Below are 12,765 nucleotides of genomic sequence, written 5' to 3' on the forward strand. Positions count from 1 at the left end.
CCCTTGGCGGGACCGCCGGGCCGTCCGCGGCCCCCGCCCGCCCCCCCCCCCCCACGACGCTTGTCGGCTGCGGGACGGAGCGCCGCCGGGGGACGCGACGCTCAGCCGTCGCGCGAGCGCGCCACCTGACCGTTCGGGAGGCGAAGCCGAAGGCGAGCCTCCCGACGGGAAGGTCGCGAAGCGATGCCGCGCTCACCCGAGCGCGGCCGGGGGCCGGGCCGCTAGTCCTAGTCGAGGTCGCCGGGCCCTGATCGCAAGGGACGCGGCGGGGCGTCCACCGAGCCGCGCAGGTCCTGGCGGACCTTCGCGGCGAGCGCCCTCGTCGCGGCCCGGTTGAGCGCGGCGCCCGCGGCGGCGCCGGTCAGCAGCGGGCCCATCGTCGTCAGGTGGCGGCCGAACGTGCGCATCATCCGCTTGCGCAGCGTCGCCTTGGCCGCCGAGCCGAGCGCGCTGGTGAACGTGCCGCCCTCCAGCGGGTTGACGCCGCGCTGGCGCGCCCAGGAGGTGACGAACGCCGCGCCGCGCGCGGTGCCCGAGCCCTGCACGCTGACCCCGTACACCTCGTGCAGCTCGGCGATCAGCTTCACCTCGATCGCCGCGACCACGAGGGTCTCGGCGGCGATCTGGGCGGGGGCGGTCAGCAGCAGCGGCGGAGCGGCGAACTCCACCGCGGCGAGCGCGCCGCCCGCCGCGCCCACGGCGGTGGTGGCGTTGCCCGCCACCTTCACCAGGTTGTCGGCGAGGTCCTCGCCGGCCAGCCCGTGGTGGTGGCGGCTCAGCGTCTCCAGATCGCGGATCGGGATGTGCGGGGCCGCCTCGATGAGCAGGTCGGCGAGCAGGCGGCCGCGGGCGATCCCGGCGGCGCCGGCCCGGCGGGCGCCCTGCCCGAGCAGCCGGGCCAGCCGGCCGAGCAGCCGCCTCCGGGTCTCCCGGTCCATCTCCTCGTCGCCGGCGAGCCTGCCGATCAGCTCGCCGACCTCCGTGGAGCCGCCGCCGTGCGCCGGCTCCACGTCGTCGTGCCGTCGTTCCAGTTCTCCCGTCATGCCGCTCCCGGTGGCGCCTCTCCGAAGGGACGCTCCCCTCGGACGTGTCATCCCGGACGTGTCAGGCGGCGCACTCGCGGCAGATCGGCTGGCCGTTCTTCTCGGTGGCCAGCTGGCTGCGGTGGTGCACCAGGAAGCAGCGCGTGCAGGTGAACTCGTCGGCCTGCCGGGGGACGACCCGGAAGGTCAGTTCCTCGTTGGACAGGTCGGCGCCGGGCAGCTCGGCGACCTCACCGGCGTCCAGGTCCTCGTCGATGATGCTGGCGGCCTTGTCGGCGCGCCGGGCCTGGAGCTCCTGGAGGCTGTCCTCGCTCAGGTCGTCGTCTGTCTTGCGTGGGCTGTCGTAGTCGGTCGCCATCTTCTATCTCCATCCCCCTCAGTGCTTTATGCGCCCCGTCGCGCGGAACTAACGCTCGGGGGACCGTTCTTGTGCCCGATCCGGGCGGGAAATTCTGTCACGGTTGGTGAGCTGTGACACACGAGGCGCGACCGTTCCCACGAGTGACACCGATCACCCGTTTCCCATCCTCGCGTTGTGTCGTCCCTCACACGCCCGCCCGGCGCTCCGGCATGCTCCCGAAGGGCCGGTGGCGCCTGCCGGGGTTCCCGCGGCGGCGGGGATCATACCCGCCCCGGGAGCGTTGCGCGCGCCGACCGGCCCGCGGCGCGCGGGACGGCTCGAACCGGCTGGTGGACCGCTGAACCAGACGCTTCGGTGAAACGTCTGAACTAACGCGATATCGTGCCCGCCTGAGGTCGGGGGCCGGGCTCGCCGGCACCGGCGGGGCCGGTACGGGCGCCCGGGCCTTACGACGGGGTCCGGACGCACCATGTCGCGGGACATCACTGCGGGTCACTGGAGGATCAGATGCCGGATGCCGCTCCGCTGGAGCCGGGCGATCCCAGGGCACTGGGTCAGTTCGAGGTCGTCGGCCGGCTCGGCGCCGGGGGGCAGGGCGCGGTCTTCCTGGGCCGGGCCCCGGGCGGCGAGTACGTGGCCATCAAGCTGCTGCACGCCCAGATGGCGAACGACCCCGCGGCGCGCGCCCGCTTCACCCGCGAGGTGTCGGCGGCGCAGCGGGTGGAGCCGTTCTGCACGGCGCGGGTGCTCGAGGCCGACGTGCACGGCGACCAGCCGTACGTCGTCAGCGAGTTCATCGACGGCCCGTCGCTGCACGACGTGGTCGCGCACAACGGCCCGCTCGGCGCCGACGAGCTGGAGCGGCTCGCGATCGGCACGGTGACGGCCCTCGCGGCCATCCACGAGGCCGGGATCGTGCACCGCGACTTCAAGCCCAACAACGTCATGCTGGCGTCCGACGGCCCGCGCGTCGTGGACTTCGGCATCGCCCGGACGGTCAACTCGCAGGAGAGCGCCGTCACCGCGACGGGGATGGTCGTCGGCACGCCCGGCTACCTCGCGCCCGAGCAGCTGACCGGCGCGCCGCTGACACCGGCGGTGGACATCTTCGCCTGGGGCGCGACGATGGTGTTCGCGGCGACCGGGCAGTCGCCGTTCGAGGCCGACACGCTGCCGGTCATCATCAACCGCATCCTCAACGAGGACCCGGACCTGTCGGCGCTGCCGCCCGGCCCGGTCCGCGACCTGGTCGCGCGGTGCCTGTCCAAGGACGCGGGGCTGCGCCCGCCGGCGCCGCAGCTGCTGCTGAACCTGCTCGGGGCGGTCGGCGCCGCGCCGTCGAACCCGGGGGCCGGGCAGGAGGACCTGCTCAACCAGGGCACCCGGATCGCCGCGCAGATGCCGGCGCCGCCGCGGGTGCCGCCGGCGCCGCGCCCGCAGCCGCCGCAGCAGTCGATCACCCCGCCGCCGATGCCGCTGCACCAGGGCGGCATGCAGGGCGGCGGCATGCAGGGCGGCGGCATGCAGGGCGGCATGCAGGGCGGCATGGGCGGGCCGGCGACGCCGCCCCCCCAGCCGATCACGCCGCCGCCGATGCCGATGTACCAGGGCGGCATGCAGCCCCCGCCGCCGCCGAACATGCCGATCGGGCAGCGGCCCCCGATGCAGCCGATGCAGCCGCCGCCGTCCTACGGGCCGCCGCCCGCCAAGTCGAGCTCGCCGGGTCCGGCCATCGCGATCGGCTGCGGCGCGCTGGCGCTGCTGGCGATCATCGGCGTGGTGGTGTTCGTCATCATCGCCTCCAACAGCGACGACGACGCGGGTCCGACGCCGCCGACGTCGTCGGTCTACACGCCGCCGACCGACGACACGACGACGGCCCCGGCCCGGGGCGGGCTGGTCGGCGTCTGGGACGGCAACGGCTACCAGCCGAATGCGCCCGCCGGCCACCAGAACTTCAAGGCGGAGTTCGCGCTGGTCTACACGCACGGCACCGCGAAGTACGACTACGGCAGCGTGCAGCCGACCTGCTACACGAACCTCTCGCTCCTGTCCGGCGACGAGAGCAGTACTTACGTCGAGTACCAGGAGACGCCGATGGCGGGGCAGAAGACGGAGAACTGCGCGCCCGGCTACGTCAGGTTCGTCAACCCCGGCGGCAGCAGCATGCGGTGGGAGTGGCGGGAGACCCGCACCGCGGTGACCCCGGCGGCGTCCGGGACGGTGAGCGAGTGACCGCCGTCCCGCGCTGACCGGACCCGGACACCGACGACCTCCGCCCCCTCCCCGAAGGATTCCGATGGCCGACATCCGCCCGCTCCGCCCGGGCGATCCGGAAAGGCTGGGCGACTACCGGCTGACGGGCCTGCTCGGGGAGGGCGGGCAGGGCGCGGTCTACCTCGCCGAGGACGAACCGGGCCACCGGGTCGCGGTGAAGCTGCTGCACGCGCGCTTCAGCACCGACCCGAAGGCCCGGTCGCGGTTCGCGGCCGAGGTCGCGGTGGCGCAGCGGGTCTCGGCGTTCTGCACGGCCCGCATCCTGGACTCCGACGTCGAGGGCGACCGGCCCTACATCGTCAGCGAGTACATCGACGGCCCGTCGCTGTCGGCGGCGCTGGCGGACGGCGGCCCGCGGCGTGGCGCCGACCTGGACCGGCTGGCGATCGGGACGATGACCGCGCTGGCGGCCATCCACCAGGCCGGGGTCGTCCACCGCGACTTCAAGCCGGCGAATGTGCTGCTCGCCGCGGACGGGCCGCGGGTGATCGACTTCGGCATCGCCCGGGCGCTCGACGCGACGGGCACGCTGTCCAGCACCGCCGTGGGGACGCCCGCGTACATGGCGCCGGAGCAGATCTCGGGGGCGCCGGTCGGCCCGGCGGCCGACGTGTTCGCCTGGGGCGCGACGATGGCGTTCGCCGCGACGGGGCGTCCGGCGTTCGGGCAGGACTCGATCCCGGCGGTCATGCACCGCATCCTGAACATGGCGCCGGACCTCGGCATGATGCCGGAGCCGCTGCGCGGCGTCGTGGCGGACTGCCTGAGCAAGGATCCGGCGCTGCGGCCCGCGTCGCAGCAGGTCCTGGCGACGCTGCTGACGCTGGCGGGGAACCCGCCGAAGCCCGGCGGCGCGGGCGGCGACGGGGCCGACGAGATGCTCAGCCGGGGCGCGGAGACGGCCGCCGCGGACTCGGCGCGGCTGCTGGCGGCGCAGTCGCCGCTGGGCGTCCGGCAGCCGCTGACGCCGCAGGCGCTCGGCTCGCATCCGCAGCTGGTGCAGCCGCCCCCGCCGCTGCACCAGCTGCCGCCGCCCCCGGCGCAGATGCCCGTGCCGCAGCCGCAGGCGCAGCAGCAGCCGCAGGCGCCGGGCGGGCCGTGGTCCGGGCCGTCCGCCTACGCGGGAGCGTCGACGTGGCCGTCCGGGCAGCAGCAGGGCCCACCGGGGCCCGGGGTCGACATGACGAAGCCGCCCGGCACCCGGTCGCGCAAGCGGATCGGCGTCCTGGCCGGCGCGGGCGGCGCCGCCGCCGTGGCGCTCGCGCTCACCGCGACCCTGGTCATCGTCAGCATGAACGGGGACGGCGGTCACGATCCCGCCCCGCCCGCGGGCCGGACCGGCGGGACCCTGCGGATGTCGGTGACGGACGTGAGCAGCGACCAGGGCGCCATCGACCCGTCGCACAGCTTCAGCGGCACCGAGCGGTTCCTCGGCAAGCAGCTGTTCACCGGGCTCACCGAGACCCGCCCGGACGGCACCATGGCCAACCGCCTCGCCACGAACATCCGCCCCGACGCGTCCTGCACCAACTGGACGATCACCATCCGGGGCGGGACGACCTTCAGCGACGGCGAGCCAGTGGACGCGGCGGCGTTCGCGCGCGGCTGGGCGCGCAGCGCCGCGACCGCGACCGGCGCCGGCCCCATCCTGATGACCGACATCGACGGCTACTCGGACGTCTCGGCGGGCAAGGCCGACGCGCTGTCCGGCGTGCAGGCGACGGGCGACACGCTGACCGTGCGGCTCACCACGCCGAGCTGCGACTTCCCCGCCCGCCTCGCCGATCCGGTCTTCGCGCCGGTCCCGCGCGCGGCCGGGCCGTCCACCAACCAGACCTTCAACATGAGCCCCGTCGGCAACGGGCCGTTCAAGCTCCAGGCCTACACCAAGGGCAAGAGCGCGATGCTGGTCCGCAACGCCCGGTACGCGTTCACGAAGACGAAGCTCGACGGCGTCGAGGTCGACCTGACGTCGGACACCGCCCAGGGACGCGCGCAGTTCGCCTCGGGCGAGACCGGCTGGGCCGCGCTGCGCGGCACCGACCTCGCAAGCGCGCGCGGCACGAGCGGGCTCGTGATGACCACGCTGCCGTACACCCGGATGCTCGTCCCGATCACCGCGCGCGGGCCCATGAAGTCGAAGGAGGCCCGGCTCGCGGTCTCCTACGCGCTGGACCGCACCCAGCTCGCGCAGGTGTGGGGGCCCGCCGTGCGGCCCGCGCACGGGATCGTCCCGCCCTCGATCCCCGGATTCGGCAAGCCCGGCGTGTGCGCGTCCTGCGACGCGACGGACCCGGTCAAGGCGAAGACGTCCGCCGCGCAGGCCGGTCTCGGCACGGGCACGATCGTCCGGCTGTACACGCAGCAGCAGCTGGCCAGCAACCAGGCCGCGGCCCAGGCCATCGTCGACCGGCTGGAGTCGGTCCTCGGCTGGAACGTGAAGATCGTGCAGGTCCCCGACTTCACCAGGTTCCGCAGCACCGTCGCGGCGGACGACGCGTCCGGGCTCGCCCTGTTCTCCTGGGGCCCCGACTACCCCGCGCCCTACACGATGCTGTGGCCGCTGCTGGGCGGCACCATCGTCGCGACCCCCAAGAACGACTACTACAACCTGTCCGGCTGGAAGAACTCCGGCTTCGACAACCTGATCTCCAACGCGGTCCGCACGTCCCAGGCGTCGTCCCGCACCGGCCTGTACAAGCAGGCCGAGAAGACGGCGCTGGACGACATGGCGCTCATCCCGCTCGCCTACGACGGCGCCGGAGCGCTCGTCAGCGCCAAGTACGTGAACCTGAAACCGGACTACGACGGCGACCCGACCGTCGCGAGCGCGGCGCTGAAGTAGCGGGCCCGGGACCTCAGCCGGGCTGGAGCCGGACGGTGACGATCAGCCCGCCGCCCGGCCGCGGCACCGCGTACACCGCGCCGCGGTGCGCCAGCACCACCGAGCGGACGATCGACAGCCCGAGGCCCGCGCCCTTCGCGGACTCGACCCGGTCGGCGTTCAGCCGCCGGAACGGCTCGAACAGCCGCTCGACCTCGTAGGCGGGCACCACCGGGCCGGTGTTCTCCACCTGGACGGTGGCGTAGCCGTCGAGCATGCCGGTGCGGATCCACAGCTCGCCGCCCTCGGCGTCGTTGTGCTTGACCGCGTTCTCGACCAGGTTGGACACCAGGTGCTCCAGCAGCACCGGGTCGCCGAGCGCCGTCCCGGACGTCAGCTCCCGGTGCACCGCCACGTCGTTGTCGTGCTCGCGGCGCGCCGAGTGCTCCAGCACCGTCGCGGCGACCTCGGCGAGGTCGACGGGGTTGCGGGTGGTCAGCTCCCGCTCGCTGCGGGCGAGCAGCAGCAGGCCCTCGATGAGCCGCTCGTGCCGGGCGTTGGTGGCGAGCAGCGTCCTGCCGACGGTGCGCAGGTCGTCGGACGCCTCCGGGTCGCCGAGCGCGACCTCCAGCAGCGTCCGGTTGATCGCGAGCGGGGTGCGCAGCTCGTGCGAGGCGTTCGCGACGAACCGGCGCTGGGAGTCGAAGGCCTGGCCGAGCCGCTCCAGCATCGCGTCGAAGGTGTCGGCCAGCTCCTTGATCTCGTCGTCGGGGCCCTCCAGCGCGATCCGCTCGTGCAGGGTGCTCTCCGACAGCCGGCGGGCCGTCGTGGTGACCCGCTGCAGCGGGCTGAGCGCCCGGTCGGCGACGAACCAGCCGAGCACGAGGGTGATCACCCCGACCCCGGCGAGCGCCATCAGGGACCGGCCGACCAGCTGCTTCATCGTCTGCTCGACGAACTGGTGCTGCAGTTCGGCGGCCTCGGCGTCGGTGATGCCGAGGCCGATGACCTTGACGTTGCCGAGGATGTTGGCCATCAGCACCGACATCACGAACAGCAGCAGCGCCCCGGCCATGAAGAACAGCAGCCCGTACAGCAGGGTCAGCCGCAGCCGGACGCTCATCCGGCCGGGCAGCTTCTTCAGCTCGCCGAACGACACGCCGCCCTCGCCGCGCCACGCGGTCCTGCCGCCCAGCTCCGGGCCCGGGACCTGCTGCGGGCCGGGGCGCCGCCACCGGCCGGGACGCGCGGACCGCTCGTCCGCCCCCGGCTGCGTCTGCCGGGACGCCGGCTCGCCCGGCCCACCCGGCGCGTGCTGCCCGTGCTGCCCGTTCGGCTCGTTCTGCGGTGCGGATTCGGAAGTCAAAGGCGGTATCCCACTCCGGGCACGGTCTCGATGACCGGGGGGTCGCCGAGCTTCTTGCGCAGCGTCATCATCGTCACGCGGACGACGTTGGTGAACGGGTCGATGTGCTCGTCCCAGGCCTTCTCCAGCAGCTGCTCGGAGCTGACGACGGCGCCGTCCGCGCTGAGCAGCACCTCCAGCACCGCGAACTCCTTGCGGGTCAGCTCCACCACCCGCCCGTCCCGGGTCACCTCGCGGCGGGCCGGGTCGAGCGCGACGCCGGAGCGCTCCAGCACCGGCGGCAGCGGCGCCGCGGCGCGGCGGCCGAGCGCCCGCACCCGGGCGATCAGCTCGGCGAAGGCGAACGGCTTGGCCAGGTAGTCGTCGGCGCCGATGGACAGCCCCTCGACCCGGTCGTCCAGCTCCCCGGCGGCGGTCAGCATGATGATCCGCGCGGGGTAGCGCTGCGCCACCAGCTGCTTGCACACGTCGTCGCCGTGCACCCGCGGCAGGTCGCGGTCCAGGACGATCACGTCGTACTCGTTCACCCCGGCGCGGTCCAGGGCGCCGGCGCCGTCGTAGGCCACGTCCACGGCGAGCGCCTCGCGGCGCAGCCCGGTCGCGATCGCGTCGGCGAGCACCCGCTCGTCCTCGACGACTAGAACACGCACTCTGCGTCCCCCTCCGGTCGGGGCGCGGTCCGCCCCGTGGTCCCAGGTATGCCACGGAAGTCGTAAGACGCCCGTAAACACCTGTTCAAGGTGGCGTTCGCCGCGCCGCGTTAACTGGCGGCGTAAGGATCCGCGAAAATTGCACCGGCGAACAGGTTTACCTTCAGCCTACGGCTGGGTAGGCATGGGCACGATCCGGGAGGAGGCCCATGGGCGAGTTGTCACGCACGATTCAGCAGCGACTCGACGACGCGTACGCGTCGCTGCGCAGCGCCCACGCGGAAGGCGACACCTACCTGGCGGACATCCGTCAGGAGGAGATCAACGAACTGCGCCGGATCGCAGCGAACAACGACATCGGCGTCGAACCACCCCGCTGCGACTGAGACGCCCACCGCAGGGAGCCCGGGACGCCCCATGTCCCGGGCTCTTCTCGTCCCCCGGCCCCGCCGGCCCGGCCCTCGCCGGCCCGTGAGGGCCGGCGCTAGTCCGTGAGGGGGTCGAGGGGCGCCAGCAGGTCGTGCAGGGCCTCGAACGTGCCCGGCCCGGCCGCCATGGTCAGCTCCGGCCCCGGCGCGGCGCCGTGCAGGCCCTCGACGCGCCCGCCCGCCTCCTGGACGATCAGCGCGCCGGCGGCGATGTCCCACGCCTGGACGCCGCGCTCGTAGTAGGCGTCGAGGCGCCCGGCGGCCAGCGAGCACAGGTCCACGCAGCAGGAGCCGCCGCGCCGGATGTCCCGGACGGCGGGGAGCACCCCGGTGAGCACGCGCGCCTGCGCGGCGCGCCGCACGGCGTCGTAGCCGAACCCGGTCGCCACCAGGGCCTGGGCGAGCGGCACCCGCTCGGTCACCCGCAGCTCGCGGGTGCCGGACGCGGTGTGCAGCAGCGCCCCGCCGCCGCGGGAGGCCGTGTACGACTCGCCGCGCCGCGGCATCTCCACCGCGCCCGCGACGGCTTCGCCGTCGACCTCGGCGGCGATGCTGACCGCCCAGTCCGGCAGGTCGTAGAGGTAGTTGACGGTCCCGTCGATCGGGTCGATCACCCAGCGGACGCCGCTGCCGCCGCCGTGCTCGCCGCCCTCCTCGCCGAGGAACGCGTCGTCCGGGCGGGCGGCCCGGATCCGCTCGATGATCAGCGCCTCGGCGGCGCGGTCCATCTGGGTGACGACGTCGGTCGGGGACGACTTGGTCTGCACCACGTCCGGGCCGCCGGCCGGGCGCTTGTCGACCAGCATGCGGCCGGCCTCCCGGGCGGTCGCGGCGGCCAGCTCCAGCAGCTCCTCGGGCAGGCTCAATTCCCCTCCTCCATCAGTAGGCGCGGCAGTGCGGCGAAGCGCGGGTCGCCGCCGGGCGTCGCCGCCCGGACGAACGCGATGCCCAGGTCGGCGGCGCGTCCGGCCGCCTCCACGTCGAGGTCGTACTTGACCTCCATGTGGTCGGAGACGAACCCGATCGGCACGGCCGCCGCCGCGCGGACCCCCTCGCCGGCGAGCTTCTCCAGGTGGTCGGTGATCTGCGGCTCCAGCCACGGCTGGGACGGCGGGCCGCTGCGGCTCTGGTAGACGAGGTCCCACGGGGTGCCGGGGGCGGCGCGGTCCGCGACGGTCCGGGCGGCCTCCTCCAGCTCGGCGACGTACAGCTCCCGGTTCGGCTGCGCCAGCGGGACGCTGTGCGCGGTGAACAGCAGCCGCGCGCCGCCGGGGAGCCGGCCGAGCGCGTCCCGCGTCGCGTCCACGAACGGGTCGAGGAAGCCGGGGCGGTCGCAGTAGACGGGCAGCTTGTCGATCTCGGGTGCGCCGGGGACCTCCTCGCGTGCGCGCGCGATGTCCTGGAGGTACTGGTCGTTCGTGGAGTAGCCGCTGTAGGCGGACGTGACGAACGCAGCCGCGCGCCGGATCCCGTCGTCGCGCATCTGCCGGACGGTGTCGGCGAGGTACGGGGTCCAGTTCCGGTTGCCCCAGTACACCGGCAGGTCGACGCCGTGGGCGGCGAAGTCGGCCTCGATGGCCGCCTTCAGCTCCCGGCACAGCCGGTTGATCGGGCTGACCCCGCCGAAGAGGTGGTAGTGCTCGCCGACCTTCTCCAGCCGCTCGCGCGGGATGTTGCGGCCCCGGGTGACGTTCTCCAGGAACGGGATCACGTCCTCGGGCCCCTCCGGCCCCCCGAAGGACAGCAGAAGCAACGCGTCGTGAGACGTCATGCCTCCATCCAACCAGCCCCCCTCCCGGTGCCCCGCCACGGGTGGAGCACCGGCCGCCCGGATCAGCTGATCAGCTGAACCGGGCCGCGTACGCCTTCGCGAGGTTCAGGACCTTCTGGACGTACCAGTCGGCGTGGTTGTAGTGCCAGACCGCCCGGTACAGCTGCTGCCCGCCGCGGCCCGCGCCGTTCGCGCACAGGTACTTCGCCGCGCCCGGGATCGCGTCGTAGGGGTTCATGATGTCGGCCTTGCCGTCCCCGTCGCCGTCCACCCCGTAGGTCTTCCACGTGGCCGGCATGAACTGCATCGGGCCGAGCGCGCCGGCGCTGGAGCGGCCGGCGTTGCGGCCGTGGTCGCTCTCGACCTGCCCGATCGCGGCGAGCACCGTCCAGGACAGGCCGGGGCAGGTGGTGGCGGCCTGCTTGTACAGGTCCAGGTAGCTGGTCGCCTTCCCGCCGGTGCCGGACGACTGGTACTTGGCGTCGTGCAGGTTCACCACGTTCGCGCCCGCGCCGAGGATCTTGCGGACCGCCGCGACGACCTTCGCCGGGCTCACCCCGGGCGCGTTCACGAGCACCGCGACGTTCGGGACGAGACCCATCTGCGTGCCGGACCTCTTGCTGACCAGCATGTTGATCCCGGGCAGGCCGAGGTCGCCGGAGCCGCCCATGGTCAGCTTCGGGATCGTCCGGCCGACCACCGGGTACTCGTAGCCCTGGGTCAGCTGCAGCTGCTTGGCGGCGTCCGGCGACACGACGAACCGGTCGGCGGCGAGCGCCGCCCACAGGTCGGTCCGCTTCGCGGTGCCGGGCGGCGTCCAGGAGCGGAACGAGGACGGGTCGACGGCGAACGCGTTCACCTGCCGGCCCTGGAGCTGGACGGCCCCGCCGGCGACCGCCACGACGTCGCGGACCTTCTTCAGCTTCGCGATCTTGGCGATCTTGGCGGCGGAGATGGACCCGGCCTCGGCGGCGAGCACGTCCGGCGGGACGACCCGGCGCAGCGGCGCGACCTGCCCGTCGTCGACGACCTTCACCGGGTCGCCCTGGCCCGCGCTCGGCGGGGTGTCGCCGTGCCGCGCGCCGGGCGAGGCGGCGTGCCCCGAGCCGTCCGTGGTCAGCGCCGCGTAGACGCCGGCGGACGTGCTGGCGACGGCGAGCGCGGCGATCGTCGCGATGAGCGGCGGCAGGACACGGTGCGGACCCTTGCGCGCCGGGCCCGCCGGGGCGCCCTGCGACGTCCGGCCCTTGCGCTTCTTCTTCTGCGGCCTCTGCCGGGGCGGGCGCGCGGCGGGCGCCCCGACGGGGGCCGCGGCGTCCGGCGCCCCGCCCTCGGCCGCGCGCGGTGCTGATGGAGGAGCCACAACATTTCCCAACGAGTGTCGCTACGGGTGAGTTACACGTCTTGGCACTTCTTTCCCCCAGGTAACGTGATCATGGGGCTGAAGTCGAACGATGGGGGCCGGGGGCGCCCTCCTCCCGGTGGGGAGGGGAGTCGCGGATGTCCGGTCCGTACCGGGAGCTGCTGTCGGTTCCCGGCGCCCGGCCGTTCGTCGCCGCCGGGTTCGTCGGCCGCATGTCGATGTCCATGGTGGGGATCGGCATCGTCCTTCTCGTGTCCGCGGTTACCGGATCGTACGGTATCGCCGGATCCGTGACCGCGACGCTGTCCATCGCCTACGCGGTCGGCGCCCCGCTCAGCGCCCGGTACGCCGACCGGTACGGGCAGCGCCGCGTCCTCGTCCCGCTCGTGCTGGCCAACACCGCGAGCTTCGCCGTGCTGATCGTCTTCGCGCTGGCCGGGCTGCCGGTGTGGACGCTGTTCCCCGCCGCCGCGGCCGCCGGGCTGACGCAGGTGTCGCTGGGCGCGTGGGTGCGGGCGCGCTGGTCGCACGTCCTGCGCGACTCCCCCACCCGGCTGCACACGGCGTTCTCGTTCGAGTCCGTCGTGGACGAGGGCATCTTCGTCACCGGGCCGCTGGTCGTCACGGCGCTGGCCACCGGGGTACACCCGGCGGCGGGCCTCGGCGCGGCGGCCGCCTGCAC

10 protein-coding genes and 1 pseudogene are annotated in these 12,765 nt (G+C 74.0%); 4 read left to right on the forward strand and 7 right to left on the reverse strand.

The genetic code is table 11. The features are described 5' to 3' along the window. Positions 1-227: 227 nt before the first annotated feature. The gene (locus F9B16_RS29135) at positions 228-1,043 is read right to left on the reverse strand and encodes a hypothetical protein (RefSeq protein ID WP_225992032.1); all 816 of its coding nucleotides are present in this window, start codon (positions 1,041-1,043) and stop codon (positions 228-230) included. Between the two features lie 61 nt (positions 1,044-1,104). Beyond that, positions 1,105-1,401, reverse strand: coding sequence for a DUF4193 domain-containing protein (locus tag F9B16_RS29140; RefSeq protein WP_067893074.1), 297 nt, complete (start codon positions 1,399-1,401; stop codon positions 1,105-1,107). Between the two features lie 510 nt (positions 1,402-1,911). Between F9B16_RS29140 and F9B16_RS29145 the strand changes: the two genes are divergently transcribed. Together F9B16_RS29145 and F9B16_RS51295 are read left to right on the forward strand one after the other, a co-directional pair. After that, entirely contained in the window at positions 1,912-3,639 is a 1,728-nt protein-coding gene (locus F9B16_RS29145) for a serine/threonine-protein kinase (RefSeq protein ID WP_151543414.1), read from the forward strand. Positions 3,640-3,703: 64 nt separating this feature from the next. Next, positions 3,704-6,526, forward strand: a complete 2,823-nt coding sequence (locus F9B16_RS51295) for an ABC transporter substrate-binding protein (RefSeq protein WP_192809053.1) — start codon at positions 3,704-3,706, stop codon at positions 6,524-6,526. Between the two features lie 13 nt (positions 6,527-6,539). Here the strand turns inward: F9B16_RS51295 and F9B16_RS29165 are convergent, their stop codons facing one another. Beyond that, positions 6,540-7,871 (reverse strand): sensor histidine kinase, encoded by a 1,332-nt coding sequence (locus F9B16_RS29165; RefSeq protein WP_225992033.1) that lies wholly within the window; start codon positions 7,869-7,871, stop codon positions 6,540-6,542. After that, positions 7,868-8,521 (reverse strand): response regulator transcription factor, encoded by a 654-nt coding sequence (locus F9B16_RS29170; RefSeq protein WP_151543415.1) that lies wholly within the window; start codon positions 8,519-8,521, stop codon positions 7,868-7,870. Before F9B16_RS29170 ends, F9B16_RS29165 begins: the two co-directional genes overlap by 4 nt. Positions 8,522-8,730: 209 nt before the next feature. Between F9B16_RS29170 and F9B16_RS51300 the strand changes: the two genes are divergently transcribed. Then, positions 8,731-8,907 carry a hypothetical protein gene (locus tag F9B16_RS51300; protein WP_190859996.1) on the forward strand — a complete coding sequence of 59 codons (177 nt, stop codon included), beginning with the start codon at positions 8,731-8,733 and terminating at the stop codon, positions 8,905-8,907. A gap of 98 nt (positions 8,908-9,005) precedes the next feature. Here the strand turns inward: F9B16_RS51300 and F9B16_RS29175 are convergent, their stop codons facing one another. The 3 genes from F9B16_RS29175 to F9B16_RS53920 all read right to left on the reverse strand — a co-directional run bounded on the left by F9B16_RS29175 (position 9,006) and on the right by F9B16_RS53920 (position 12,083). Further along, on the reverse strand, positions 9,006-9,815 hold the full coding sequence (locus tag F9B16_RS29175) for an inositol monophosphatase family protein (RefSeq protein ID WP_151543416.1): 810 nt from the start codon (positions 9,813-9,815) through the stop codon (positions 9,006-9,008). Further along, complete coding sequence (locus F9B16_RS29180; protein WP_151543417.1) at positions 9,812-10,720, reverse strand: ferrochelatase; 909 nt, start codon at positions 10,718-10,720, stop codon at positions 9,812-9,814. The genes F9B16_RS29175 and F9B16_RS29180 overlap by 4 nt, the downstream gene beginning before the upstream one ends. 70 nt (positions 10,721-10,790) lie before the next feature. Continuing rightward, positions 10,791-12,083, reverse strand: a complete 1,293-nt coding sequence (locus F9B16_RS53920) for a lytic transglycosylase domain-containing protein (protein WP_151543418.1) — start codon at positions 12,081-12,083, stop codon at positions 10,791-10,793. A gap of 137 nt (positions 12,084-12,220) precedes the next feature. Here F9B16_RS53920 and F9B16_RS29190 point away from each other — a divergent pair. After that, positions 12,221-12,765, forward strand: a pseudogene (locus tag F9B16_RS29190) (MFS transporter); the annotation flags it as partial.

The sequence above is a fragment of the Actinomadura montaniterrae genome, assembly GCF_008923365.1.
Classification (GTDB): Bacteria; Actinomycetota; Actinomycetes; order Streptosporangiales; family Streptosporangiaceae; genus Spirillospora; species Spirillospora montaniterrae.

What these genes read in the sequence shown, in the direction of transcription:
- F9B16_RS29135 (WP_225992032.1), bottom strand. Translation starts at nt 1,043, where the DNA reads ATGACGGGAGAACTGGAACGACGGCACGACGACGTGGAGCCGGCGCAC.
- F9B16_RS29140 (WP_067893074.1), bottom strand. Translation starts at nt 1,401, where the DNA reads ATGGCGACCGACTACGACAGCCCACGCAAGACAGACGACGACCTGAGC.
- F9B16_RS29145 (WP_151543414.1), top strand. Translation starts at nt 1,912, where the DNA reads ATGCCGGATGCCGCTCCGCTGGAGCCGGGCGATCCCAGGGCACTGGGT.
- F9B16_RS51295 (WP_192809053.1), top strand. Translation starts at nt 3,704, where the DNA reads ATGGCCGACATCCGCCCGCTCCGCCCGGGCGATCCGGAAAGGCTGGGC.
- F9B16_RS51300 (WP_190859996.1), top strand. Translation starts at nt 8,731, where the DNA reads ATGGGCGAGTTGTCACGCACGATTCAGCAGCGACTCGACGACGCGTAC.
- F9B16_RS29180 (WP_151543417.1), bottom strand. Translation starts at nt 10,720, where the DNA reads ATGACGTCTCACGACGCGTTGCTTCTGCTGTCCTTCGGGGGGCCGGAG.